We start from the raw sequence: 24,316 nt of genomic DNA, 5'->3' as shown, positions 1-24,316 counted from the left end.
AACCGTGAGAAACCTGGACTGGTAAATCAGTTCAGGTTTTTTCTTATTTGATAAAATTGTGAGTCATAATCTTCTCCCTTCAGGGTCAAAATATATTGTGTAATCAGCCAAATAGAAGGGTAAAGGGGATGCCGAAAATGACGAAAACAAAGCGGGACATAGACTATAAAACAGCATTAATTGGCTGGAGTCTGCCTTCCATCGAAGCGATTGACCAACTCAACAGGCCATTTGTGATTGTAGGGCCTCCAGGAATGGAAGACTACGCAAAAAAGTATGACCTTCCTTATATTTCTTGGGACTTTGAAGATTTTAAAAAACGAGTCTCCATGGAAGAAGTTTGTGATCATTGTGAAGAGCTGTATAACAAATTAGAAAAAGAGAATGTAAAGCTTGCTATTCCGCTATTCGAAGACACCGTCGAATGGGCGGCAGCGATTAATTCTCGTTTACAAAATGATCCTAAAATCTTTAAGCATGCCTTGTTATTCCGGGATAAAGCAAAAATGAAACGACGGGCGCTGATGGGCGGATTGAAAGTAGGAGTATTTGAAGAAGCAAGGGATAAAGAGGAAGTCAAACAATTTTTAAGACGGATTAATGATGCACTTTTAAAAGAGGAAGAAGAAATAGATCCTATCCACGTCAAAGCCTTCAACAAGGCAGGGGATGTAGGTCATCATATCATTCGTTCAGAGAAGGATGCCGACCAGCTGAAGGGTGATTCTTTCCCTTGTTTATTAGAAAGTCATCTCGATGGTGTCGAGGTTTCATGTGAAGTGTTTATTCATAACGGGAAAATACAATTTTTAAATATTACAGAGTATATCGTATTTGGTTATTCTATGATGGCGCCGCCTTCCCCTCCTATAGAAAAGCAGCGGAAAAAAATACGCGGAGCAGTCCAAGCGTTAATCAAAGCATTTGATATCAAACACGGTCTCATTCATCCGGAATTTTTTATAGATGAAAATGGTTCGATTAGTTTTATAGAAGTCGCCAACCGAATTCCAGGCGGCAATATATTTGATTTGATCCAAAAAACGTATAACTTTAATCCGTTCCAGGCCTACATTCTCGTGTCAGATCCAAACACCCCGGAAGAGGAGCTGAAAAAACTTTTTCCGAAAGAAAATAAAGCAAAAGGACATGCAGGAAGTTTGATGGTATATCCTCGTGTAGAAAAAATAGAAAAACTCAATGTACCGCAAGAGTTAGAAGAGCACCCAGGTTTTGACCGTCATACGATGTTTACGCCTGTACAGCGAAAAGTTGAAGAATCAGAAGGGTTCGGTAATCCGCATGGGGTGGTTTTCTTCCATCATGATGAGTATGATCATGTGAAACAACCGCTGCAGGACTACGCAGAACATGACTTTTTTATATAAGTAAATATACAAAAAATTGATGAAGCAAAGGTGGGAAAGGTATGGCCGTACAAATGAATACTGGTGGAGTATCAAGCACATTTGAAGCTGCGTTTAATAATTTAAATCAGGCAGCACCGTATGCAAAAGAAATGTATCAAAATCATGTGTTTCAAGTGGCGAAAAAGTTAGCGGAAACACGAGAAGGTATAAGGAAGTTATATGAATATGCGCCGAAATTCGAAGAAGCTGGTTTGTTTGAAGGGGGGGCGTGGGAAGACCCATCTAAACTGCAGCCGGCGTTAGTGAACGGCTCTTTACGGGTAGATGGCGTCGAATCGATTGTGGCGCTCTTGAGCGAACTTCGTATGCTGGCGCTTGCAAAAGAAAAATATACTCATTCTAACGTTACAGCAGAAGAAGCAAATGAATATTTAAACGAGGTCATGGCAAACAATCTAGATTTTATTTTTCCAGAAGAAGTAGAGGAAGACGGAGACGAACAAGGAAAAGAAACAGAAAGAGCGCAGCGGCTGTTCGAGCTGGTTGTGGATGAGTTGACGCTCAAGTCCATTTCGAGCACGCTTATTTCAGAAATCAAACGACTCACCGTACAGCGTCCGATCATGACCAACCGCATTCGTTTAATGATTCGAAAAGCGGAACAACTGATGCATGAAGATGTTGAAGAAGAAGACAGAAAGGAAATCGAGCGTTTTCATTATGCTATTTCTACGCTTACCCCATTAAGCAGAGAACATGAGGATTATGGACAATACAGGCAGCAGCTAAAAGAATTAAGTGATGAAGAACTTGAAGACGAAGCAAAAGCATTCGGTGACTCCTTGCACGATACTGGACTTGTTTCTCCTTATCATGTTATATTACTGCGGCATTTGTGCCGGAAAGAAAAGAAAGAAATGATGAAAAATGCATTGGGGCTGAGTGATAGCGCCTATTCACATCTCGAAGAACATTATGACATGGTAAAGCAATTAATTAAAGTTGCGGTTCACATACCTACAAGACAATCGATGTACGGCCTGGCATGCCTTTTAGAACGGGGGGTGTTGTCACAAACTCCTGTAAAACCCGGATTAAGACGGTTAATTGAACTGGATATTCTTCAGGATGTTCGTAATACGCTAATGGATGTGACGCATAGCAAAAAGGAAGGACTCACTGCAAACGATATATTAGTAGCAGGCGTAATGAGTGTACTCGGTCAGCCGCTTGGAATAGGGCAAGGGTTGAATCCAACCTGTCAAAGCGCAAGGGCTTTAAGCTTGTGGTCCATCCATGCTCCAGGATATTTGCTCGAATTAATCCCAAGAGCAGCGCGTGATGGGGACATTGATATCAACTTTGAAGGTCAGCCGATTCACTCAAAGAATTTGCCAGGAGGGCTTGCGCCGGAGCTGCATGAAGAGTTAGATCCCGTGTCGCTCGTGCTGGTCCCTCATTTAGATAGAATTTATGCGGAAATGGTTCGACGTGTACAATTTAGAGGAGATGACCCTCATAAATGGGTGAATCCAGCGTTTTACGGGGACTGGATTCCTAAAGGCTTCAGCAAAGTATTTCAGCATAATACGCAGAATATCGTAGATTATCAGGGATTTGTGAGGTTGTTTTATGCAACGCATCATCCGGAATATAATGAAGGCCATGAAATGATTTATCCAAATCCAGTAGGGATCGCTATTACTACTGTTTATGGGAACTTTTTAGGGTTTCACGCGATAACTATTCAACGGATTGCACAAGACCCTGAAGGGAATTACCGCGTGTATTTTTATAATCCTAACAATGACAGTTCTCAAAATTGGGGGCAGGGCATTGAACCTGCAGTTCAGGGACATGATGAGATCGAAGGAGAATCTTCTCTTCCATTTCATGAATTTGTTTCACGGTTGTATGCTTTTCATTACAACCCTTATGAACAAGGTGATTCCTTTGCGGTTGACGAAAAAAATGTAGAAGAGATCGAACGCCTTGCTAGAGAGAGCTGGGGCCAAGAGTTTCAGTGGCTGTAAAAGATTACGTTCTGCGAAGCTGTTTGTACCAAATATTCATCGACTCAAGCTGGCCGGAAATGTTGCTGTTGCAGATCATTCGTCCTCCATAAGTAAATCCATGATAGACGTTCACTACATTCATGCCAAGCGAAAGAGAACGAGAATACGAAAACAGCGTCCATAAGCCTTTTTTCTGCATCAGCCGAATTAAAAAAGAAAATTGGTAGGAGAGCAGCCCGCGGTTACGGTGTTCTTCCATTGTAGCGCAGTCACTCATTTCGGCTGATTGAAACGCTGGGAGAACATCTACCGAACAGGCACTGATAATCCGGCCTTTATGCTCTATAACTGTAAAAAAAACCTGGTTTTTCATCACATCCCGGATAAATTCCGGGTCATGCATTGGGGTCGGATAGGTTTTAAAAACCGAACGGTATAACCGAGACATTTCTTCGGCATCTTTCTCGGTGGGGCGGCGCATCGTATAATTAGCGGGCAGAAGCGGTCTGCCTGCTTTTTTGGTCACTTTTGCCGCCTGCTCCATCACCCATTTTTCCCGGGTAGCATCTACTGTACGGCTTCGGGATCGGTTTAGAAATAACGAATAAATAAATGCATCTTCTCCTTGAAAAAAACCTTTAATAGCCCCTTCAAGCTGAAAAAGTTTTAATGATTTCCTCGTTCGATCCTGTTTTTTTACATATAAAATCAGTTTACCGCATTGCTTGGCTATTGCAACTCGTTTTAAGGATTGAAGAAACAGAGGCATTTCTTCTTCCTTTGGCAGCGCATAAATTTTTATACGCTCGCTAAATGGTTCAATATCCATATAATTCGTTAAAACCAACGGAAAGCGCTTTGTGAGCTGATTCATGATAGCCCCCCAGTTTTCCAAAATGACCGATCTGATGCCGGCGTGTCGTACTATATATACGAGGGAAAACATGGGTTTAGAAGGGGAAATAATAAGGCAAAAGGGATTGTCTCAGAATGAAGTTAACCTGATTTTCTTTCTTGAAGTAATGCATATGATTAGTACGCTGTGCCACCTTCGCTAAGTAAGGATCTTGCCAAGGTGGAACCGGAGGAAGAATGGAGAAACGGTCATCAAGAACGGATCTTAGAACCCGGTCAGGAGCAAGCGAGGAGGAACGGTAGCCAATAAAGGATTTTGAAGTCATGTTTACTTTGATTTCAGGGGTGTTGCGGTAGCTCCTGCTCGAGAAAGTCAAATCGAGCGAGAGGCGCCGCTTTGTGAGGGAACTCCTTTTCAGAAAAAAGAAATCTAAGCAAAACAGCCGTTCGTGCGACCGGCTGTTTACCATACAGGGCTTTTTGAGACAGCTTCGCTCGGGCGCTGTTTCGGGTACGGCGCTGACATTCATTCCGTTCCTTTAAATAAAAAAGGGAAGGCCTGATGGTAGCGTTTTTCAGCAAATAATGGAATCTCTGTCCGCGATTACGTCTGAACCTGTGTCCGTTACCAATGAGCCAATATCCATCCGTCGGATGCCCGCTCAATCAACCATCCTTTTCTAGCTGCAGTGGGCTTTTATCGGCTGGGAGGCATGGCGGTCTCCACGAACAACGGCAAAATTGCTGACAGTGATGCCGTGTTTTTGCAGGAGACGAATACTTAGATTTTTGGACACTTTGTCCGGAGCAACAAGAAATATCTTATTGGAATTAATCGTGTCCAAATAGCGCTTTAAATACGGATACGGCAAAGTATAAGCACCTTTTACTGGATAGCGGTCGGCCTCCTGGTAATCCCTGATATCAAGAATAACCATATCTGCTGTAAGCTTTTTTGGCAGCGGTGCACACTTTATACCTGGGACCGGTATCCATCGTCTATAAAAAACCACAATAAAGAAAATTCCTAGTAAAGCGATGGGCCATATCAATAATTTTCCCTCCCATTTAATCGTTCAGTACTTATTGAAATGAATCCGGTGCCATACGTTTTACTATATAGGGAACCGGGTATTATTATCAAATAAAATGCATGTCACATAACAAGAAATAGTATACTACAAGGACAAGCGGTAGGCATAGAGATAAGAATGAAAAAATGCAAAGTCATTTAGAAAAACCAGAATATTTGGTACAGTAAAGATAAGGCAAAGCAGGAGGTGAACGGATGTCTGAAGAAAAACAAGAACTGATTGACCGCATTTATGCAGAGCTTGAAAATGTCATTGACCCCGAACTTGGTGTGGACATTATAAACTTAGGGCTTGTTTACGGGGTGGACCTTGATGAAAAGAACAATGTGTTTGTTACAATGACGCTGACAGCAATGGGATGCCCACTTGCCGGAACAATTGTCAATGATATTAAATCGGCTCTAAAAGAGCTTCAGGAATTTGGAGAAATTAATGAAATTGACGTAGAAATCGTATGGAATCCGCCATGGGATAAAAGCAAAATGTCCCGCTATGCAAAAATTGCCCTCGGGGTTCCGGAAAATTGATACAAAAAGGCTGTCCGGTTTTGCAGCCGGACAGCTTTTTAGTACTATAACTTATAAGTAAATCAAGGAACATCATGGCCCATTGAAGCATGCAGAATCTCAAACCACTGATCGCGGGGAAGAGTGTATTCACTGCCGCGAAGCGCCGCTTCAATGCGATGTTTTTTATGAGAGCCTGTAATTGGCATAACTTTAGCTGGATGCTGAAAAATCCAGGCGTAGTACTTCATCGATAGAAGAAGCTCCTATTTCTGAGGCTGCTTTTTCAGCTGCCTGTCGAATCCGAATAGCTTTATCATCGGAGCTCGTAAAGATTTTTCCTCCTGCGAGCGGCGACTAGACCATCAAAGGCATATTTTTTTCTACGCATAATCGAGGGTACCGTCCCATATGTTTTCGAGTGTATAAGCAGACACTTCCACTTGATTCGTAACGAGGTTCATATCCATGTGTGCTTCCATCATGCGAAGCTGGTGTGGTTTGAAGTTAGAAACCCCAAATGTGCGTACTTTCCCTTCTTTATACATTAAACGCATCTGCAATTTCAGCGGGATGTATTAGTGGGTCAGGTCGATGAATAAGCAGGGTGTCAATATAATCCGTACGTAGGTTTTGAAGCGAACGCTCTGCAGACGCAATAATATGGCTTTTGCTTGTATGGTAATGATGCGTTCTATGCTCGGGGCGGTTCTCAGAGGGCAGGACGATGCCGCACTTTGTAACGAGCTCCATCTTCTTTCGAAGAGTTAGCTTTTCTTTTAACACCTCTCCAAAAATTTCCTCACAGGTGTAGCTTCCATAAATATCTGCATGATCAAATGTAGTAATGCCTTGTTCTATGTTCCACTCGAGTCAAAACCTGCAGCTCTTTTGTTGAAAGCTTCCATTCATCCAATCTCCATAAACCATGAATGACAGAAGAAAAGGACAAATCCTCTGAAATACGAATACGTTCCATGTTTTCTCTCCTTTCCACCTTGATCACCATTCTACAGAAAGCCTGTTTTTTTGAGAAGCGTTACAGGTTTAAAGCTTGAAAAAATCAGGAATAGTAAAAACAAAGAAGGAGGCAATACATCATGACAGACGAAAAAAAATCAAACCATCATCTCGAAACAACAGAGAACTTAGAAAAAAGCATGCACAAATCCCACGGCGTCACCCAAGAAGAATATAAAAGAAGCGTGGAAAAGAAAATTGAAGTAGAAAAAGAAAGAGAAAAGGATCATAAGAAAAACAAAGAAATCCAGGCGGGAATCGATAAAAATTTAAAAAAATAACCACCCAGCAGGGAGGAAAGCAATATGATAAAAAAATTTATAAAAACAGCGATAATTGGATATTTGTTTCGATATGGAAAACGATTATTAACACGAAGACGAAGAGGCTATTAAAAAATCGTATCCAGCTAGTTTAAGGCTGGGTACGATTTTTTTGAACAAAAACCCCTGTACTCATTCTTGGTTTGAAGAAGATGAAGCTGATTCTTGCCACCTTTTTTAAGTGTTCGCAGTATTTGTGATGACAGGGAACATTAATGCAAAAACAAATCTTTTGAAAATAATCGTTTAAAAATATGGTTTATTACAGAAAATACTAAGCGTACAGGACCTTAAACTAAAAAGGGTGTGTGACGTGAAAGTATCAGAATTGATCATAAAATGTTTAGAAAAAGAAGGCGTCGAATACATGTTTGGCGTGCCAGGTGAAGAAAACATAGACATCATGGATGCGTTACTTGATTCCAGCATTGAATTTATTGTCACAAGACACGAAACCGGGGCAGCTTTTATAGCTGGTACTTACGGAAGATTAACAGGAAAGCCGGGGGTCTGTTTAGCGACGCTAGGACCAGGAGCAACGAATCTTTTAACAGGGGTTGCCAACAGCAATATGGATTTAAACCCGATTGTTGCGATAACGGGGCAGGCAGGATTATACCGGCAGCATAAAATTTCTCATCAGTACTATGATTTAGTCTCGGTATATGATCCTGTAACCAAATGGAGCACGCAAATTAAAAAAGGAGAAACGGTGCCGGAAGTGATAAGAAAAGCATTTCAGGTTGCCACAGCGGCTAAAAAAGGAGCCGCTCATATTGATGTGCCAGAAGATATAGCGAGCATGCAGATTGACGCGTCCCCGTTAGAAAAAACAGAACACACGTTAACCCAAGCTGGCAGCGAGGTGATAGTAAAGGCGGCTTCCCTGATCGAAAAAGCTCATCATCCGCTTATATTAGCAGGAAACGGAGTAACAAGAGGGGAGGCAGCAAAGAGTTTGCGCGCACTCGTTGATAAAACAAATATCCCTGTTGTTCATTCGTTTATGGGAAAAGGAGCCTTATCCTGGGAAGACGAACGAAGCTTATTAACGGCAGGTATAGGCGGCAAAGATTATATCACATGCGGATTTAGCGGAGCCGATTTAATTATTGCCATCGGTTTTGATATGGCTGAATATCCTCCAAAAAATTGGAACCCAGAAGGCAAAGTCCCCATTTTACACATCGATACCCAGGAAGCAGAAACCGATGCTCATTATCCGGCTGCATTAAATGTTGTCGGCGATATGAAGCTCAATCTGGCAAAGCTCAATCAATCTTTACAGCCGAAGGATCGAGATAACGATTGGGTATTGGACGTTCGAAAACAGGCGCTCGATGAACTAGAAGAATTTAAAAAGGATACAGCTTTTCCTGTAAAACCTCAAAAAATCATTTCCGATCTGCGGGACGTTATGAATAAAGAAGATATCGTGATTTCAGATGTCGGAGCTCATAAGATGTGGATGGCTAGAATGTATCATACGTACGAACCGAATACATGCCTTATTTCGAACGGACTGGCCTCCATGGGGGTTGCTGTTCCTGGTGCCATCGCCGCAAAAATGGTCCATCCAGACCGAACCGTTGTAGCCGTTTGCGGGGACGGAGCATTTCAAATGACAAGCGCTGAATTAGAAACAGCCAAACGGTTAAATCTCCCGATCATCGTATTGTTATGGAGAGATGAAGGCTTTGGATTAATTGAATGGCACCAAATGAGGAACTTTAACCGCCCGGCCTATATTAAATTTGGAAACCCTGATTTTGTACAGCTCGCTTCTTCTTATGGATTTGAAGCACTGCAGGTGGAAAAAGCAGATGATTTAAAACCGCTGCTGGAAAAAGCGGTTGCCATGAATAAACCTGTACTTATCGATTGTGCGGTTGATTACAGCGAGAACATGAAATTAACGGAAAAATTAGGAGATATTATTTGCTGATACAGGAGGATAAATATGCAAATTGGCTCAATTATAAATGGGATTGAACGAAAAGAAGATAACCGGGATACCATGGAGGTTCTTCACCCTTATAACCAAGAAACAGTGGCCCAACTAGCGTTAGCGAAGGAAACCGATTTGAACGACGCAGTAGATAATAGCTTTGAGACGTTTCACTCGACCATGAAAAGTATGCCGGCGCATGAACGAGCAGATATACTAAGAAAAGCCGCCGATTTGTTAGAAGAGCAGGCTGAAGACTTTGCCCAAACCATTGTCCAAGAAGCTGGAAAACCTATAACATTCAGCCGATCCGAAATTAAACGGTCGATTCAAGTGCTTCGTTTTTCTTCTGAGCTTGCAAAACATATAACAGGGGAAGTCATCCCGATGGATGCTGCCATCGGCGGAGAAAATAGAATGGGCATTGTCAAGCGAAAACCTTTAGGAGTAGTAGGAGCGATTACGCCTTTTAACTTCCCGCTGAACTTATCGCTTCATAAAATTGCACCGGCCATAGCAGCTGGCAATACGATTGTTTTTAAACCTGCTGAAAAAACACCCATATCTGCATATAAACTTGTACGTTTATTTCAAGAAGCAGGCCTTCCAGACGGGGTATTAAATTTGTTAATCGGTACAGGAAAAGAAATAGGAAGCCCGCTCGTCACTCACAATAAAGTGCATAAAATTACCTTTACCGGAAGCCTGCCGGTCGGAAGAAGCATTCAGGAAAACGCTGGTTTTAAAAAAGTAACGCTGGAACTAGGCTCGAATTCTCCCAACCTTATTTTTGCTGATGCGGATATGAAAGCTGCGGTGAAAGAACTAGTGAAAGGTGCGTTTGCTTTTTCTGGTCAGGTATGTATTTCAGCTCAGCGAATATATGTGCAAAAACCCATTTATGAGAGCTTCCTGAAAGAATATATCAAACAAACAGAAGCATTAAACACCGGTGATCCAGAGAAAGAAGAAACAGAGATTGGTCCGATGATTAATAAAGAAGAAGCAGAACGAGCAAAGCTTTGGATTGATGATGCGGCTGCAAAAGGAGCTGTCGTTGAAACGGGCGGAGACCAAAACGGAACGATCCTTACACCAACGATAATGACCAACGTTGACGAAAACATGAAAATTATTGCGGAAGAGGTGTTTGCTCCCATCGTGTCTGTCATTCCATTTGAAAAGGAAGATGAAGCGGTGGCTTATGCCAATAACTCCAATTATGGACTGCAGGCAGGCGTGTTTACGAAGGATATCGACCGCGCTATGCGGGTAGCCGACCGATTAGAAACAGGTGGAGTCTGGATTAATGAAATTTCCACATACCGTCAGGACAATCACCCATACGGGGGTGTCAAACAAAGCGGAATAGGAAGAGAAGGAGTCAAATACGCCATCGAAGACATGACTGAAATGAAATTCATCGGGATTAAGCTGAATACAGGAGAGTAGGAGCTGCTGAAAGTGGCGGCGGAGTGCTGAATAAAGCGAGAGAAGAGCTGAAAAAAGGAAGAAGAGCTGAAAAAAGGAAGAAGAGAGCTGAATCATATTGAAGCAGAGCTGAAAATGATCGGATCGAAAAGCTGAATCAACCAAGAACAGCGCCCTCTCAGTACAGCAGAATTACAGAGCGCTGAGCGTTGACAGATCCCTGAAAAAGTACGGTCTCTTTTAACGCAGCCAGCCCATCCCATCAGGCAAAAGGGGCTTTTTTCTTTTACCTCATATCGGCATCTTTGATCCAGCCTCGTGCCACTAAAGCCTGAGCAATATGCTTGATGCCTACCGTGTATGCAGCATTCCGCATGCGGATACCACGTTCTTCCCTGATTTTTAACACGTTTTGAAATCCAAATACCATGCGCTCTTCTAACTTTTGATTGACTTCTTCTGCTTTCCAATAATAATTCATTTCATTTTGCACCCACTCAAAATAAGACACGGTGACACCACCAGCGTTGCATAATATATCTGGTATCACAAATATATTTTTTTCTTCTAAAATTTCATCTCCTGCCGGTGTAGTTGGACCATTTGCGGCTTCCGCTACAATCTTGGCCTGGATCGCTGGTGCGGTATTTTTAGTAATTTGATTTTCAATAGCGGCGGGAATGAAAATATCCACTGGCAGTCCGAACAAATCTTCATTTGTTAAAGGATCTGCTTTTGTGTATTCAGATACACTGTAACCATCCTGAACGAATTGCAGTAAATCAGGAACGTCAAGCCCTTCTTTGTCATATACGCCGCCTTTTGCATCGGTTACGGCAACTACTTTAACACCTAATTGATGCAGAAACTTTGCCGCCATACTGCCAACGTTGCCGAAGCCTTGTAGAGCAGCGGTCGAGGAGCTTAAATCCATGCCGAGCACTTTAGCAGCTTCCCGGATGGTTAATACGACACCTCTTCCTGTCGCTTCCAGCCTTCCTTCTGAGCCGCCGATGATAATAGGCTTTCCTGTAAGCATACCTGGAATGTTATAGCCTCTCAGCTGATCGTACTCATCAATCATCCATCCCATAATTTCCGGGCTTGTATTCACATCAGGTGCAGGAATATCTTTTTGCGGGCCAATAATGGGTGTGATTTTGCGAATATACGTCCGACTCAATTCCTCGATTTCTTTTTCTGACAACTCATTTGGGTCCACAATGACTCCGCCTTTTCCTCCGCCAAGCGGCAGGTCTAATATGGCAGATTTCAAAGACATCCAAATCGAAAGAGCTTTGACTTCATCGAGGTTGACATTTGGATGAAAACGAATACCGCCTTTTGTCGGACCAATAATATCGAGGTGCTGTGAGCGGTATCCGGTAAAATTGCGGATCCTGCCGTTATCCATACGAACTGGCAGTGACACTTCGAGTACTCGGTTCGGCTTTTTTAATATGTGGTAGATGTTTTCATTCAATCCTAATTCGGTAACCGAATCTTTTAAAAGATCTTTGACGATGTCATAAGGATTTTTATTATGCGTAGTAATATCAGCTTCGGCTTTGTCTTTTCTATGTGTCATTTTTTTGTCCTCCTAATTCATTTCCCATATGAATAACGTTCCACTATTTTCATTTGGTATGTGTGCAGGAAGACATTTTTTATAAAAGAGAAGAACTGGACTCTGCCTGGACGCGGGCAGGCTGCCTGGAGAAAGCCGACTGTCTGATCGTATCATGAAACTGTACGGGTGGTAGAACACGCCTAGGATTCGTTATTTCTAACCTTTTAACGCTTCAAGACGTATTTCGAGGAAAGAAGAACCATTAGTTGAAGCGGGGTATACAGAGTTCTTTAATAACGGAGCCAGGGTCCGCCGCTTTTTCTACATGAGCGGACACCGCTTGCGGATTTCATAAATGAGCCGCTATTACAAAGCTGAATCACTGCTTATGTATTGATTCAGTCTCTTTTTTGCAACTTCTACAGAAATGGGGGCGTTAGTAAGAACACTAAGCATCATATCGGTGTTGCCTTGTTCGCGCAGATAATAAAAAATCGTTGGTTTGGCTGATTTTAATACTGACATTATTTCTAAAGTTGGGAGCGGTTCATCTTTTGTCTCTATTCTTAAAAAATATCTCAGGAAATTTTTAAATGGCTGCACGGAATGTTTTTCATCTGGATACGTTTCTATCATGTGTAGAAATTTTTCTATGGCCTGAGTTAATTCTTCATTTTGCATGTTAAATCCTCCTTTTCTACTTATTTCGACAAATGTTGAAAAGTTTTAAAGGAAAATTAATAATTTTCCCAATTATCCTAGTCATTGCCAGCACTATGTCGGTATACTGAAACTAATTAGGAGGGAGAAGGAATGAATCATAAATATCATTGTTGTGCAACCTGTAAGTGGTATGAAGTAAGAAAAACAAAAGGGCAAAAGGCCACATTTTACTGTATCAGGCTTGGCTATGAAACACATCCTAAATATCAATTCAACTGCTGGGACCCAAAAGAAAAGGTACGAAAACGAATGGAAAAAGAAGACAATTAACAAAGCCACGCTGTACGTTCTTCAACATTCATATAATCTATTTCATTAAGCCAGTCATAATCCGGAACTTGCACGCGTTTAGACTGTCGTCTTTTCTCAAGCTGTCTTTTCGCAAATTCGATTTTTTCATATTCTTTAATGAATGTTTCCACCACTTTATTCATGTAAGCAGATCCGTAGCGCACTTGTTTATCTTTCCATATGTGTTGAATCAATTTATGAAAATGGTCTTCGCTTATATATATTTTATTATCTTGTTTAAATCTTTTTTTAAAAGAAAAAGATTCTGTACCCAAATCTGGTTCTGAAACATCTGGTGTATCAAGGTTTTCTGAAGGTGCGCGCTCTGCAAAAGACGGTCTGCAATCAGAGCGGCCTGACATTGCAGCCTGCAAAATAACAATTAAATTGCTACTGTTGCCGCCTGTTTTTTCTCTCATTACAGGAACGCGTTTAATAACATTTTTCTTTTCAAGAGAGGATAGCGCATAATTTGTCATGCGTTCGCTTTTTTGTATTTGGGCAGCTATGTTTTTCACTTTAATCCAGCTTACTCCTGGGTATTTTAAAGAATGTTGGACTAGAATCGTAAGAATGTATTTTTCTGTATGATTCATCTTAACGGATTTGATATGTTCTATAACGTGATTATTCATTTCTTCAATCGTAGTAAAAGAAACGTGCTTTTTGGCAGCTTCATGGTGGGCGGTTGATCTTTTCATTATCCTTCTTCTCTTTCTTCTTTTAGATTTTCTCACTATATATATGGAAGGGAAAAAGAAGAAAGGGGGAAGAAACACAAAAAAGTCCTAAAAACATAGTCCTGTTTGCTTCATTTATTTTAAGAAAATTCAATAAAATAGTAGGTTTTTAAGAAAATTTTATTGTAAAACTATTACCCCCGCTTGTACGATGAAGTCGATTTTACAAAGGAGGGAAATCATGTTAAAAAAACCTGCATCAGGGCTGTTATCGTCTGCTGCTGCTTTAACGGCGCTGGCATTTACCGGGGGAGATGCCGCGGCGGAAGAACACACAGAGCTTGTTATTATGGGAACGAGTGATGTGCATGCTCATATTCTGCCGTACGATTATATGGCGGATGATGAAGACGAAACGATAGGCCTTTCCAAGGTCTACAGTGCCGTGGAAGAAATTCGCAATGAAAATGAAAACACCATGCTTTTGGACAATGGCGACATTATTCAAGGAAGCATCTTAGGAGACCGGCTTGCATCGGAAGAATTGGCTGATGATGAAACCAATCCTGTAATAGAAACAATGAATATCATGGGCTATGAAGCGGCTGCGGTCGGCAACCATGAATTTAATTTCGGTCTTGAATTTTTAGAAGACAGTGTGACCGGGGCCGATTTTCCGTGGTTGTCGGCGAATGTTTTACAGAAAAAAAATGACGAGCCATTGTACGAGCCTTATACGATAATTGAAAAAGAAATAAATGGTGAAGCATTAAATGTTGGGGTTATTGGATTTGTGCCTCCTCAAATTATGACGTGGGACCAAACCCATTTAGAAGGGGAAGTATACACACAAGAAATTACGGATGCTGCGGAAAGATTTATACCAGAGATGCATGAAGAAGGCGCTGACATTATTGTAGCGATGGCGCATACAGGAATCGATGCCTCGGAGGAAGCAAGTGAAAATGCCGGGTATCAATTAAGCCAGGTGGAAGGCATTGATGCCATGATTCTTGGCCATCAGCATAATGTATTTCCTGGCTCCGGTTCTTATGAGGACATTGAAGGAATAGATGCAAAACAAGGAACGATTAACGACGTACCTACTGCCATGCCTGGTTCGTGGGGAAGCCACCTTGGCAAAATATCTTTAACATTAACAAATGATGAAGGGGAATGGAACATAGAAAATTCCTCGGCTGAGACAGTGGAGACCGTTGAATACAATTCCCACGAGGATATAGAGAAATATATTAGTGACGTCCATGAAGAAACGATTGAATACGTAAATGCACCCGTTGGAGAAACGAACATAGACTTAAACACTTATTTTTCACGTGTGATGGATAACGAAGTCGTTCAAATAATCAATAACGCTCAGCTTGATTATATGGAAGAGCATTTAGAAGGCACATCAGAAGAAGATCTACCGATGCTCTCCGCAGCAGCACCGTTTCGAGCTGGACGTGATGGCAATTTCACAAACGTAGAAGCTGGGGGTATTGCGATTAAAGACGTAAATGACATTTATGTTTACCCGAATACGCTTCACATTGTAAAAGTGAATGGGGATGAGCTTGAAAATTGGCTCGAGCGCTCTGCGGAGAACTTTCAACAGATTGACCCGGATGCTGAAGAAGAACAGCAGTTAGTGGATCAAAGTTTCTCCAGCTACAATTTTGATATTATGGAAGGCGTAGAATATGAAATTGATGTAACCGAGCCTGCTGGGGAGCGGATCAAAGATTTGACGTATAACGGAGAAGACGTGACAGACGAACAGGAATTCCTGGTAGCTACCAATAACTACCGTGCCGGAGGAGGAGGCGATCATCTGGCGGATGCCGACCAGGAAACGGTACTTGCTACAACCGATGAAAACCGGCAAATCATCATTGACTATATTATGGAGCAAGAAGGTCCGATTTCTCCGGAACCGACAGATAACTGGAAACTGTCTCATATCGAAACAAGCGGAGATATTATATTTAAAAGCCTGTCTGAAGCAGAGTCTTTAGCTTCTGAAACAGATGAGGTGGCATACCTCCGTGAAGCAGAAAACGGTATGGCTGTGTTTGCTTATCGTTTTGAAACAACGGATGAGGAAGAAGATGAAGAAGACCGAGAACATCCTGGAAAAGGCATTGGTAAACCGGACCATGCTGGGAAAAAAGGCAAGCCGGATCATGCTGGTAAACCAGGCAAGCCGGACCACGCAGGCAATCTTCACGACAAATAGAATAGTGGAACGTTTTTCCGTTCCATATTCCAAACAAAGTGGCCGGCCCCGAAAAAAGGAGCCGGCCGCATTTAGGAAATTATATTTTTCGAATTGTGGATAACTATCTCCCTACTGTTTGATTAGCGTCTAGCTTCAGCGCCCAGCCTCTCGGAGGCCCAAGACGGTTTAAGGAACTTTTGCTAGAATCGCGAACATCGTGTTCGCAACGCAAAAGTCAGCACATCCTGTGCAAGCCAGTTCGACGTTGTTACAGGACGTGGCGTTTTTGGCGACGAAAGTGCAACGCAGAAGTCACCACATCCTGTGGAAGTAAGAGCGCCTTTCATGACTGGAGAACATTTACCTGTCGAGGCTTACCAGGGCGCTTGCGCTTTTGTTCTTCGGAGCTGTCCCATAAGTAGTTCTCGGCAAACGCAACTGGAATATACTCGCTTTCACCCTCAGGGCACAAGTGCGACATCTACTCCAACTCTCTCGTTCTCGTAGTGTCTTCTTTGCCGCGGGCGACGGTTCAGCCTCCTCGTGAGCAAAAACCGCTCACTACGGGGTCTTCACACTACCGCTTTTCCCGCTGGAGTCTCGCATATTCCAGTTGATAGATGACCATCATCTCCTAAACTAACCTTGAGAGACAGCCCCATTTTATTATTCTTCGTATTCTTCAATTGTCCAAGTATGTTCAAACTCTACGCAGCCCTTTAATGTCTGTGCCACTGGGCATTTTGATTCAAACACGTTCAACACCCGTTCGGCTGCTTCCCGCTTGCCTTTCGGGATTTTTAAATCATAATGGCACTTGATTTTCGTAATTTTTAACACGCCTTCCGGAGCCTCAATCGTACCTTGCGCGGTTGTTTTAATTTTGTCCGGATAGGGTGGGATTTGACGCGCATACAGCGCGCCGGATAATGTTCCGGTTAGTCAGCCGCCCGCGGAAGCGACGATGTGATCAAGAGTCGAAGGATATTCGGTTTCCGGCTCGACTCCGTAAAATTCTTTCACCCCGCCATGAACCCCGTAATGAAACGGTTCTTCAAAACCGTCTATGTACGCCAGTCTGTGGGGAGGTTTGTCTTGTTCAATGGTGATCTTCGTAAGCGCAATTGGATCTGACATAAACCTACCTCCTTCATAATAAACTACACTATAATTTTCCCGTCCTTTTTTATTTTTAAACATCAGAATGGTATGATTATTTGGAAAAGATTAAAAAAAGGGGAGGAAAAAAGATGACAGCTTCTTATTCCATCCAACACCTTGCGGCCGGACGTCCGCAGCTCATGATGTATCAAAACGGAAAAGTCATGAAAACAGGCATTCAAAAACAAAGTGTAGAAGTATTACATGCCGCAGAACACGGCTGCGAAAAAGATGATGTGGCGGATAAAAAAAATCACGGCGGCACCGACAGGGCGGTTTGTATTTATCCGTATGACCACTATCCCAAATGGGAAAGTGAATTTAATACGACGCTTGCTGATGCCACTTTTGGGGAAAACATAACAGCTCGAAACATGACAGAAGATAAAGTGTGTGTTGGGGATACTTACAAAATAGGAGATGCTATAATCCAGGTGTCACAGGGGCGCATTCCATGTGACACGATCAGCAGGCGGACAAATATACCAACTCTATTATCAAGAGTGGTGGAAACGGGATACACAGGATTTTTATGCCGCGTGTTAAAAGAAGGAACCATAAGAAAAACAGATACTATTCAGCTCGTAGAACAGCATCCGGATCAAGTTACTGTCGCTTTTTCTCTTCATACGTTTTTTCACAATTCTAAAGACGTCGAAGCCATGCAAAAAATAGCAGCAGTCGATGCGTTAGCGGAGTCGTGGCGGGAAAAACTAGAGGAACGAATCGACCGGTTAACGGGCTGAGCGGTTTCTGTGCAGAATCGCGTTCAGCTCTCCGCCAACGACAAGAGCCAGACCGGTTAAAAACAGCCAAAGCATAAGGACAATAACGCCTCCAAGACTGCCGTACATATCGGAATAGTTTCCAAAGTTATTCACATAAAAAGAAAAACCAAGAGAAACGACCTGCCATATAATGGTTGCGGTAATCGCCCCTGGCAGTACATGCTTAAACATCATTTTTTGGTTAGGGGCAAAATAGTAAAGGCAGCAGAGAATGGTGATCATAACAAGAACCGTAATGGCCCATCGCACGTTTTTCAAAAGCGACTCGGTTTCATCTGTCATCATCACATAATTAGAAACTGTCTTTAAGATTACTTCACCAAAAATAAAAAGAGCAAAAATAATAAGAAGTGTTACCATCATGCCAATCGTTAATAAAATAGACAAAAATCTTCCTTTAATAAAAGATCTTTTGTTTTCTACATTAAACGCTTCATTCATGGCTCTGATGAAAGCGTTCATTCCTGTCGAAGCGGACCAAATCGTGCCTATGATCCCGAAGGTAAGCAAGCCGCTATTGGAATTACTGACCACGCTTAATACATTTTCTTCAATCATGCGGGCGGTGTCACGGGGAAAAGCGGTTTCTATAAACATCATTACTCGTTGAGCATCCATAGATAAATAAGGAAGGATAGACAATAATAAAATCATCATCGGAAAAAGGGCAAGCATATAATAAAACGCCTGTTCTGCTGCCAGTCCTGTTGCTCTGTCCTCTATCATTTCCTTTTTCAGCGTTTGTCCAAAAGCAAAAAGTCGTTTGATTTTCATGTCGGATCCTTCCCCTCGCTGCTCGATAACATTCTTGGTCCTTATACTACTTTTTTTCCCTCTATTTTGCATTAAAAACCTCTTGAGTCTTAAAATAACGCTCATAACCACACGAAGAGAGGAAAAAGTAAACGCAAGGAGGGAGAAGATATGGCTGATAAAAGAGAACAACCAGAACGTATTAAACGGGAAACAGAAATCGAACAGCCAGATGTGAAGGAATTAAACGAAGAAACACCGCACCCTGATACGACGATGGTAGAAAATCATGCCGAACAGCTTCGCTATAAAAACGCAGACAGCATTTATGAATAATGAAAGCTAGAGCTTTCCCGGGCCGGGAAGGCTCTTTTTGCAAACGGCAGCAGCGCTATGAGGTCCCGTCCGTAAAAAGAAAGCCCTTACCGTTTAAATTTTCTGATTTATATGATAACTTTAATGTATAAAAAGAAAGGAAGTGAACAAGTGGCACCGTTTAATGCAGAAGCGATTTCGGTTGAAAACGAATCAGCCGCCATGGAGCTATACTACCAAAAAGGCTGGACGGACGGTTTGCCGATCGTCCCTCCAACAGAAGAAAGAATTAAAGCAATGCTGGATTTTGTCGGGATGAAAAAAGATACCGTTATCGGATCCATTCCTGAGCGCGGCCGTGTGTTTACTGCCGAGGTGGCCGCGATTAATGCTGTTATGGCAGGCTGCTTACCCAATTATTTTCCGGTTGTCGTTACTGCGGTTTCGGCTATGGGTGATCCTGATTTTGGTCTTCATGGTCCGACTGCAAGCACTGCCGGTGCGGCCATTATGATTATTGTCAATGGACCTATTTCTAAAACGCTGGCGATGAATGCTGGAGAAAATCTATTCGGGCCAGGAAACCGAGCAAACGCAACGATTGGACGAGCAATTCGATTACTTATGATGAATGCGGGAGGTTCTAAAGAATTTGACCGGTCCACGTTAGGGCATCCAGGAAAATTCACGTACTGCATCGCAGAAAATGAAGATACCGAGTGGGAGCCTTTGCACGTGGAAAAAGGATTTGATAGAGAAAACAGTACAGTCACCGTTTTTGCGGCTGAAGGACCGAATCAAATAAACAATCATGCTTCCTTGCGTGCAGAAAATATACTGCTTACCCTGGCAGACCGTATGACTGGGCTTGGTACCTTTAATATGGGCGGAGAAACAGAAATGGGAGTAGTGCTCTGTCCGGAGCATTACAGAGATTTGAACAAACAGGGATGGAATAAAGCATCGGTGCGCCGTTTTCTTTATGAACATGCCAAAAGACCACTAAGCGATTTGAAAAAAGGCGGCTATATAGAAGCGGAAATGGAGGAGCAAGATGAAAAAACGATGGTTCATGCTGTTCCTTATCCAGAAAGCATTCTTTTACTGACAGGGGGAGGAGATGCGGGCCGGTTTTCCGCATGCATTCCCGGATGGTTCGGCTCTAACATTTCCCGTTCCGTCACAAAATCGATTCTTACGGAAACAGGCTTCACCTGACAATGCTGATACCAGTCAATCGGTGATTGGCTCAAAAAAGTAAACCTTATAAAAACAAAAGGAGTGATTGGATGAGTATTACCGTTTACAATCCGACAAGCGGCCCTGCTCCAAAACAAGCGCACACTGCTTTAAGACCAGCTTCCTTAAAAAACAAAACTTTGGGCTTAATTGATAACGGAAAACGTAACTCTGATACTGTTTTGCAATATATTGGCAGACAACTGAAAGAGCGTTATCAGTTAAAAGAAATTATTACACGGAGAAAGCCGTCTTTTTCTCATGCAATCCCTGAAGCTGACGCTGAACAGCTGAAAAAACAATGTGACCTTGTTATCTCCGGAGTTGGTGATTGAGGGTCCTGCAGCTCGGGCAGTTTGCTCGATGGAATTGTGATGGAGAAAAAACAAGTACCTGCAGCAGTAATTGTAACAGAACCATTTATCAGCTCAGGCAAAGCGATGGCAGTGGCTCATGGGATACCTGATTATTCGTTTGCTGTAATTCCTCACCCCATTGCAGCAACTGTGGTGGAAACGCTGGAGAAGTGGGCAGAGCATGCAGTACAAGAGGTCGCTCTTCTATTAGTAGAACAACAGACAGTACCACGGTCCTAAAATATCATCTCTCTCTGTTTGGTTGGTTTTAATAAAAACAAATGGGGAAAGGTAACATTAAAAGCAGAGAGAGGATGATATAAATGATCAGAACGATTTTGATGATTATTGGATTAGTAGTAGTAGTAAGTGCAATTATAAATTGGGTATTTTAAAAAGCTTTGAACAAAAAGAACGGACACATGACACACGTTCCGTTATTTCCAGCAAAATCTCCTCTTTGGGTGCCGTTCGGACATAGGTTCTGTTATTTGTCTAAAAACAGGCTATAGTAGCTGTTTAAACGGACAATAGCGGAACGAGGGTCCTCGAATTCCTTCCATAGTACCTTTATTCGGAGGAATAGCGGAACCAGGGTTCGTGACAGGCATAGAAGGGGAGTTTTCATATAAAGAAGAGGCCGCTAAGGGAAGCAAGCGGCCTCTATTACTTAGTGTTTCTTTTCAAACGTTTTACAGTCGGTTTCATGCTGGTCAGAAGCTTGTTCACCTGTGTGACTTACTACATAAATACTATCAGCAGAACAAAGGTTTCCTTCTGCCCAATAATGACAGTTGCTAACTTCACAAAGTACATCTTGTGCCATATTTTCTCCCTCCCTTAGGTTTAACTTTTGCAAAAGGAGGGAAAAAGATACGAAGAAAACAGAGCATGTATTTTTTGTGTCTATGTCGTTTTGCGTTCAAGCATAAATTGTTCGAACGCTAATTGTGCTTTTTTGGCAAGGCTGATGTTCGCTCCAACCCGCAGGCACTCTTCTATAAATTCAGGGTCTTCGTCCCGGCACGGCAGTCCCTGCGAATGCAGGCGCCAATGGACGAGCTCATGTAAAAGTGATTTTAATACACCTTCTCTAGAACGAATCTCATTACGTTTTGTGCTCATGCGAATAATGCGTTCTCCGGTTCCGCGGTCATAGATGAACACGGCATTCTGGATACTCCAGTTTGAATGAACAAGCTCAATCTGATCAGTGTATTCCACTCCCCAATGCTTTACACACATGTCATTTGCCGCCTCATACAATTCGTTTAATGTAAAGTTACCGCTTTCCACTTACCTCTTCCTTTTCTAAAAATCTATACCCATATATCGTACCATAATTCGAGAACATTACTATGGGAAAATCTTTTAGAAAAAAGGCTTACGCCAAAGAATAAACGCAAGCCAAGGGAAGTTCCATTTTCTTATTCACACAAATTTTCCGTGATCTGGTATGGCGATATCATCAAAGCGCTGCACTAATGTCTCGAGCGCTTGTTTTAATTCCGTTCCTTCCATAGGCAGCCCATGTCCAGTCACAGCCAGCTGCGGATCGAGGTCTTTTAATTGTTCGACAGAAGCGCGGGCAGCTTCCCAATCCGTTGTAAGATACCGCGGTGGCCCGCTGATTTCTTTTTTCTGCATCATCACTTTATACAAATATTCCTGCTTCACCGTCACAAACGCATCACCAGCAATTAATGTTCTGTCTTCTTCATGAAAAAAAGAAATGTGGCCTGGTGTATGCCCCGGTGTGTGAACCCAGCACCATCCTTCCATTTCAGGCACGGTGCCGTCTTCAGGCAGTGTCTGTACTTTTTCTCCTAAATCAATGCCTTCATTGGGAAACATACGTGACATTTTAGCAACAAAGCCCCCTTCAACACTTGTATCAGGCTCCGGATAATCCTTCGCTCCTGTGAGGTATGGCATTTCTTGTTCGTGGGCATATACAGGAACTTTCCATATTTCCGCCAGTTCTTCAACAGCACCAACATGATCAAAATGGCCGTGAGTGAGAATAATTGCTTGCGGAGTATGGTTTTTGCCAAAATGCTGATCAGCTGTTTCTCTAATAATTTCAGCAGACTTAGGCATACCGGCATCAATTAAAACCCATTCCTTGGAGCGGCCTGGAAACTCGTAAAAGCATAGATTGACGACCTGGTTTGTAAAACAGTAAAGATTGTCCGCCACCGTCTGGCCCAAACCATTGGTAACAGAAGTAACAGGGATTAATTTATCTTCTTTCATAAACAAAAGCCTCCTAAATAAAAATATCCAGCTATGCCTTACCATTTACAATTCTCTTCTAGAATAAACAAGAGGAGGGATAAAATACGAGTTCTTGTACAAAGTAAGGATATGTTTGAAAAAGGAGTGAGTGTAGATGGTGAAAAGAAAGTGGACCAGGCTTGTCGTTATCATGGTTGCTGCGGTAATGTTTGGCAGTTTTTCAAGTCAGGCAGAGGCATATGGCATTCATGCCGAATTAAAAAACGTTGATCTGACAGAAGAACAAAAAGAGCAACTTTCTACCTTACACAAAAACATAATTGAACAGAAAAAAGAGCTAGTTGACAAATACGTTGAATTTGGCATGATTCCAGAAAACAAAAGAGAAAAAATAAAACAACATTTAGATGACCGCTACAACCGTCTGGTGGAAAACAACTTTCAGCCACTACGGGAAAGAAGATTTCATTAAAATAGATCAGGATTGAGCTTTATCTGTCCTAAATGAAAAAAGCATCCGAACCATAATCGGATGCTTTTGATTGCTTCCCATAATGTTGGGAACGGACCCAGGTACCTTTATTTCCGGAAAATAGGGGCGCTGCAGACCCAATACTAAGGTAAGAACCCGAGCTCATTTTTCTTCATCTTCAACAATGAGAATGGAACCAAGTGACAACGTTTTTTCACCCTTCCTAAGTGCCTTTCTGCCTAACATCATACAAGAAAACAAAAAGCAGGATAATGCTCTTTTCTATAGAATAAAAAGGGAGGAATGAAAGGAGTGTTGATATTGAAAAATATTCATCCATACATAATGGTAGAAAACTGCAAGCACGTTATGGAGTTTTATAAAGAGGTGCTTGGAGGAGAAATAAAAACGTTTAGGCTTCAGAGGAGCATGGCGGCAAGTATATGCATGCAGAGCTTCATATGAATGATCAAATCATTGATTTTTTAGACGTCTTTCAGGATTATGGCAAGGTGAGACAAGGAAACAATATTTATGTTTTACTCGAATTTGAAGATGGAGAAGAAATTAATCATGTATATGATGCCTTGAAAGAAGACGCAGACGTAGGAGTGGAGCTGCAGGAAACGTTTTGGGGGAGCAACTTCATGCCAATCTAATCGACAAATATGGAATTGGCTGGATGCTTAATTGCCAGCTGTAAGGGAGGCTGCCATGGCAAGTCGTAGAACTAAACCCGGCTTAGGTTTTTTTGGATCTTTTCTTTTATGCGGCTGGGGGACGTACCGATTGTTTACCATCTCCTATGATTCGTATACCTCCTGGCTGATACCGCTTCTTTTTGCCGTAACCGGGGGGATCGGCATTATCGCTAATGCCGTGCATTTTTTTCGGTCAAAAGTTTACGAGTCAGCTAGTAAATAGACGGAGAGTTATATTTCCGTCTA

Annotated in this window: 26 protein-coding genes and 1 pseudogene; 15 read left to right on the top strand and 12 right to left on the bottom strand. The window is 42.2% G+C overall.

Annotated elements, in window-relative coordinates; all coding sequences use genetic code 11:
• The first annotated feature begins 137 nt into the window (after positions 1-137).
• Positions 138-1,388, top strand: coding sequence for an ATP-grasp domain-containing protein (locus tag ACE1TI_RS14265; protein ID WP_375008252.1), 1,251 nt, complete (start codon positions 138-140; stop codon positions 1,386-1,388).
• A gap of 41 nt (positions 1,389-1,429) precedes the next feature.
• Positions 1,430-3,403, top strand: coding sequence for a hypothetical protein (locus ACE1TI_RS14260; RefSeq protein ID WP_375008251.1), 1,974 nt, complete (start codon positions 1,430-1,432; stop codon positions 3,401-3,403).
• Positions 3,404-3,407: 4 nt separating this feature from the next.
• Here the strand turns inward: ACE1TI_RS14260 and ablB are convergent, their stop codons facing one another.
• Both ablB and ACE1TI_RS14250 read right to left on the bottom strand, forming a co-directional pair.
• Entirely contained in the window at positions 3,408-4,259 is an 852-nt protein-coding gene (gene ablB, locus ACE1TI_RS14255) for a putative beta-lysine N-acetyltransferase (RefSeq protein WP_375008250.1), read from the bottom strand.
• A gap of 661 nt (positions 4,260-4,920) precedes the next feature.
• The gene (locus tag ACE1TI_RS14250; protein WP_375008249.1) at positions 4,921-5,292 is read right to left on the bottom strand and encodes a hypothetical protein; all 372 of its coding nucleotides are present in this window, start codon (positions 5,290-5,292) and stop codon (positions 4,921-4,923) included.
• A 236-nt stretch (positions 5,293-5,528) separates the two neighbouring features.
• Here ACE1TI_RS14250 and ACE1TI_RS14245 point away from each other — a divergent pair, with 236 nt between their 5' ends.
• Positions 5,529-5,861: a metal-sulfur cluster assembly factor gene (locus ACE1TI_RS14245; RefSeq protein WP_375008248.1), complete on the top strand. Its 333-nt coding sequence runs from the start codon at positions 5,529-5,531 to the stop codon at positions 5,859-5,861.
• Positions 5,862-5,923: 62 nt separating this feature from the next.
• Here ACE1TI_RS14245 and ACE1TI_RS14240 read toward each other — a convergent pair.
• Positions 5,924-6,819: pseudogene (locus ACE1TI_RS14240) on the bottom strand (aldo/keto reductase).
• Between the two features lie 121 nt (positions 6,820-6,940).
• On the opposite strand from ACE1TI_RS14240, the gene ACE1TI_RS14235 reads away from it, so the two are divergent.
• The 3 genes from ACE1TI_RS14235 (at position 6,941) to ACE1TI_RS14225 (ending at position 10,583) form a co-directional block, all read left to right on the top strand.
• The gene (locus tag ACE1TI_RS14235) at positions 6,941-7,141 is read left to right on the top strand and encodes a YuzK family famiily protein (protein ID WP_375008247.1); all 201 of its coding nucleotides are present in this window, start codon (positions 6,941-6,943) and stop codon (positions 7,139-7,141) included.
• A gap of 355 nt (positions 7,142-7,496) precedes the next feature.
• Positions 7,497-9,128, top strand: a complete 1,632-nt coding sequence (locus ACE1TI_RS14230) for an acetolactate synthase large subunit (RefSeq protein WP_375008246.1) — start codon at positions 7,497-7,499, stop codon at positions 9,126-9,128.
• A 15-nt stretch (positions 9,129-9,143) separates the two neighbouring features.
• Positions 9,144-10,583, top strand: a complete 1,440-nt coding sequence (locus ACE1TI_RS14225; RefSeq protein WP_375008245.1) for an aldehyde dehydrogenase family protein — start codon at positions 9,144-9,146, stop codon at positions 10,581-10,583.
• A 265-nt stretch (positions 10,584-10,848) separates the two neighbouring features.
• On the opposite strand, the gene ACE1TI_RS14220 is transcribed toward ACE1TI_RS14225, so the two are convergent.
• Positions 10,849-12,150, bottom strand: a complete 1,302-nt coding sequence (locus ACE1TI_RS14220) for a Glu/Leu/Phe/Val family dehydrogenase (protein WP_375008244.1) — start codon at positions 12,148-12,150, stop codon at positions 10,849-10,851.
• A gap of 348 nt (positions 12,151-12,498) precedes the next feature.
• A complete protein-coding gene (locus ACE1TI_RS14215) occupies positions 12,499-12,813 on the bottom strand; it encodes a hypothetical protein (protein ID WP_375008243.1) in 315 nt (104 codons plus the stop codon).
• Between the two features lie 132 nt (positions 12,814-12,945).
• Between ACE1TI_RS14215 and ACE1TI_RS14210 the strand changes: the two genes are divergently transcribed.
• Positions 12,946-13,125, top strand: coding sequence for a hypothetical protein (locus tag ACE1TI_RS14210; protein WP_375008242.1), 180 nt, complete (start codon positions 12,946-12,948; stop codon positions 13,123-13,125).
• On the opposite strand, the gene ACE1TI_RS14205 is transcribed toward ACE1TI_RS14210, so the two are convergent.
• On the bottom strand, positions 13,122-13,847 hold the full coding sequence (locus tag ACE1TI_RS14205; RefSeq protein ID WP_375008241.1) for a hypothetical protein: 726 nt from the start codon (positions 13,845-13,847) through the stop codon (positions 13,122-13,124). The two genes, ACE1TI_RS14210 and ACE1TI_RS14205, sit on opposite strands and share 4 nt — an antisense overlap.
• A 220-nt stretch (positions 13,848-14,067) precedes the next feature.
• On the opposite strand from ACE1TI_RS14205, the gene ACE1TI_RS14200 reads away from it, so the two are divergent.
• Entirely contained in the window at positions 14,068-16,065 is a 1,998-nt protein-coding gene (locus ACE1TI_RS14200) for a bifunctional 2',3'-cyclic-nucleotide 2'-phosphodiesterase/3'-nucleotidase (protein WP_375008240.1), read from the top strand.
• Positions 16,066-16,713: 648 nt separating this feature from the next.
• Here the strand turns inward: ACE1TI_RS14200 and ACE1TI_RS14195 are convergent.
• Positions 16,714-16,929 carry an OsmC family protein gene (locus tag ACE1TI_RS14195; RefSeq protein WP_375008267.1) on the bottom strand — a complete coding sequence of 72 codons (216 nt, stop codon included), beginning with the start codon at positions 16,927-16,929 and terminating at the stop codon, positions 16,714-16,716.
• A gap of 60 nt (positions 16,930-16,989) precedes the next feature.
• Complete coding sequence (locus ACE1TI_RS14190) at positions 16,990-17,184, bottom strand: hypothetical protein (RefSeq protein WP_091585069.1); 195 nt, start codon at positions 17,182-17,184, stop codon at positions 16,990-16,992.
• A gap of 113 nt (positions 17,185-17,297) precedes the next feature.
• On the opposite strand from ACE1TI_RS14190, the gene ACE1TI_RS14185 reads away from it, so the two are divergent.
• Complete coding sequence (locus ACE1TI_RS14185) at positions 17,298-17,954, top strand: MOSC domain-containing protein (protein WP_375008239.1); 657 nt, start codon at positions 17,298-17,300, stop codon at positions 17,952-17,954.
• On the opposite strand, the gene ACE1TI_RS14180 is transcribed toward ACE1TI_RS14185, so the two are convergent.
• Positions 17,943-18,770, bottom strand: coding sequence for a YihY/virulence factor BrkB family protein (locus tag ACE1TI_RS14180; protein ID WP_375008238.1), 828 nt, complete (start codon positions 18,768-18,770; stop codon positions 17,943-17,945). The genes ACE1TI_RS14185 and ACE1TI_RS14180 overlap by 12 nt on opposite strands.
• A gap of 150 nt (positions 18,771-18,920) precedes the next feature.
• On the opposite strand from ACE1TI_RS14180, the gene ACE1TI_RS14175 reads away from it, so the two are divergent.
• The 3 genes from ACE1TI_RS14175 to ACE1TI_RS14165 all read left to right on the top strand — a co-directional run bounded on the left by ACE1TI_RS14175 (position 18,921) and on the right by ACE1TI_RS14165 (position 20,899).
• On the top strand, positions 18,921-19,085 hold the full coding sequence (locus ACE1TI_RS14175) for a hypothetical protein (protein ID WP_375008237.1): 165 nt from the start codon (positions 18,921-18,923) through the stop codon (positions 19,083-19,085).
• A gap of 150 nt (positions 19,086-19,235) precedes the next feature.
• Positions 19,236-20,282, top strand: a complete 1,047-nt coding sequence (locus ACE1TI_RS14170) for a hypothetical protein (protein ID WP_375008236.1) — start codon at positions 19,236-19,238, stop codon at positions 20,280-20,282.
• A 71-nt stretch (positions 20,283-20,353) separates the two neighbouring features.
• A complete protein-coding gene (locus ACE1TI_RS14165; protein WP_375008235.1) occupies positions 20,354-20,899 on the top strand; it encodes a UGSC family (seleno)protein in 546 nt (181 codons plus the stop codon).
• Positions 20,900-21,329: 430 nt separating this feature from the next.
• Here the strand turns inward: ACE1TI_RS14165 and ACE1TI_RS14160 are convergent, their stop codons facing one another.
• The 3 genes from ACE1TI_RS14160 to ACE1TI_RS14150 form a co-directional block, all read right to left on the bottom strand.
• On the bottom strand, positions 21,330-21,485 hold the full coding sequence (locus ACE1TI_RS14160) for a DUF1540 domain-containing protein (protein WP_375008234.1): 156 nt from the start codon (positions 21,483-21,485) through the stop codon (positions 21,330-21,332).
• A gap of 80 nt (positions 21,486-21,565) precedes the next feature.
• The gene (locus tag ACE1TI_RS14155; protein ID WP_375008233.1) at positions 21,566-21,955 is read right to left on the bottom strand and encodes a hypothetical protein; all 390 of its coding nucleotides are present in this window, start codon (positions 21,953-21,955) and stop codon (positions 21,566-21,568) included.
• 135 nt (positions 21,956-22,090) lie between these two features.
• Positions 22,091-22,915, bottom strand: coding sequence for an MBL fold metallo-hydrolase (locus tag ACE1TI_RS14150; RefSeq protein WP_375008232.1), 825 nt, complete (start codon positions 22,913-22,915; stop codon positions 22,091-22,093).
• Between the two features lie 136 nt (positions 22,916-23,051).
• Here ACE1TI_RS14150 and ACE1TI_RS14145 point away from each other — a divergent pair, with 136 nt between their 5' ends.
• The 3 genes from ACE1TI_RS14145 to ACE1TI_RS14135 all read left to right on the top strand — a co-directional run bounded on the left by ACE1TI_RS14145 (position 23,052) and on the right by ACE1TI_RS14135 (position 24,293).
• Positions 23,052-23,369, top strand: a complete 318-nt coding sequence (locus ACE1TI_RS14145; protein ID WP_375008231.1) for a YckD family protein — start codon at positions 23,052-23,054, stop codon at positions 23,367-23,369.
• Between the two features lie 443 nt (positions 23,370-23,812).
• Complete coding sequence (locus ACE1TI_RS14140; protein WP_375008230.1) at positions 23,813-24,028, top strand: VOC family protein; 216 nt, start codon at positions 23,813-23,815, stop codon at positions 24,026-24,028.
• A 55-nt stretch (positions 24,029-24,083) separates the two neighbouring features.
• Positions 24,084-24,293, top strand: a complete 210-nt coding sequence (locus ACE1TI_RS14135; RefSeq protein ID WP_375008229.1) for a hypothetical protein — start codon at positions 24,084-24,086, stop codon at positions 24,291-24,293.
• Positions 24,294-24,316: the final 23 nt, after the last annotated feature.

Origin of the sequence: Alteribacillus sp. JSM 102045, assembly GCF_041949975.1 — a bacterium.
Lineage (GTDB): Bacteria > Bacillota > Bacilli > Bacillales > Marinococcaceae > Alteribacillus.
The sequence above is the reverse complement of the archived record's forward strand: the minus strand, read 5'-3'. Positions and strand labels throughout refer to the sequence as shown.

Excerpts from the sequence above, each read along its gene's own strand:
- ACE1TI_RS14265 (WP_375008252.1), top strand. The coding sequence starts at position 138 with ATGACGAAAACAAAGCGGGACATAGACTATAAAACAGCATTAATTGGC.
- ACE1TI_RS14260 (WP_375008251.1), top strand. The coding sequence starts at position 1,430 with ATGGCCGTACAAATGAATACTGGTGGAGTATCAAGCACATTTGAAGCT.
- ablB (WP_375008250.1), bottom strand. The coding sequence starts at position 4,259 with ATGAATCAGCTCACAAAGCGCTTTCCGTTGGTTTTAACGAATTATATG.
- ACE1TI_RS14245 (WP_375008248.1), top strand. The coding sequence starts at position 5,529 with ATGTCTGAAGAAAAACAAGAACTGATTGACCGCATTTATGCAGAGCTT.
- ACE1TI_RS14235 (WP_375008247.1), top strand. The coding sequence starts at position 6,941 with ATGACAGACGAAAAAAAATCAAACCATCATCTCGAAACAACAGAGAAC.
- ACE1TI_RS14225 (WP_375008245.1), top strand. The coding sequence starts at position 9,144 with ATGCAAATTGGCTCAATTATAAATGGGATTGAACGAAAAGAAGATAAC.
- ACE1TI_RS14220 (WP_375008244.1), bottom strand. The coding sequence starts at position 12,150 with ATGACACATAGAAAAGACAAAGCCGAAGCTGATATTACTACGCATAAT.
- ACE1TI_RS14215 (WP_375008243.1), bottom strand. The coding sequence starts at position 12,813 with ATGCAAAATGAAGAATTAACTCAGGCCATAGAAAAATTTCTACACATG.
- ACE1TI_RS14210 (WP_375008242.1), top strand. The coding sequence starts at position 12,946 with ATGAATCATAAATATCATTGTTGTGCAACCTGTAAGTGGTATGAAGTA.
- ACE1TI_RS14205 (WP_375008241.1), bottom strand. The coding sequence starts at position 13,847 with ATGAAAAGATCAACCGCCCACCATGAAGCTGCCAAAAAGCACGTTTCT.
- ACE1TI_RS14200 (WP_375008240.1), top strand. The coding sequence starts at position 14,068 with ATGTTAAAAAAACCTGCATCAGGGCTGTTATCGTCTGCTGCTGCTTTA.
- ACE1TI_RS14190 (WP_091585069.1), bottom strand. The coding sequence starts at position 17,184 with ATGTCAGATCCAATTGCGCTTACGAAGATCACCATTGAACAAGACAAA.
- ACE1TI_RS14185 (WP_375008239.1), top strand. The coding sequence starts at position 17,298 with ATGACAGCTTCTTATTCCATCCAACACCTTGCGGCCGGACGTCCGCAG.
- ACE1TI_RS14180 (WP_375008238.1), bottom strand. The coding sequence starts at position 18,770 with ATGAAAATCAAACGACTTTTTGCTTTTGGACAAACGCTGAAAAAGGAA.
- ACE1TI_RS14175 (WP_375008237.1), top strand. The coding sequence starts at position 18,921 with ATGGCTGATAAAAGAGAACAACCAGAACGTATTAAACGGGAAACAGAA.
- ACE1TI_RS14160 (WP_375008234.1), bottom strand. The coding sequence starts at position 21,485 with ATGGCACAAGATGTACTTTGTGAAGTTAGCAACTGTCATTATTGGGCA.
- ACE1TI_RS14150 (WP_375008232.1), bottom strand. The coding sequence starts at position 22,915 with ATGAAAGAAGATAAATTAATCCCTGTTACTTCTGTTACCAATGGTTTG.
- ACE1TI_RS14145 (WP_375008231.1), top strand. The coding sequence starts at position 23,052 with ATGGTGAAAAGAAAGTGGACCAGGCTTGTCGTTATCATGGTTGCTGCG.
- ACE1TI_RS14140 (WP_375008230.1), top strand. The coding sequence starts at position 23,813 with ATGCATGCAGAGCTTCATATGAATGATCAAATCATTGATTTTTTAGAC.
- ACE1TI_RS14135 (WP_375008229.1), top strand. The coding sequence starts at position 24,084 with ATGGCAAGTCGTAGAACTAAACCCGGCTTAGGTTTTTTTGGATCTTTT.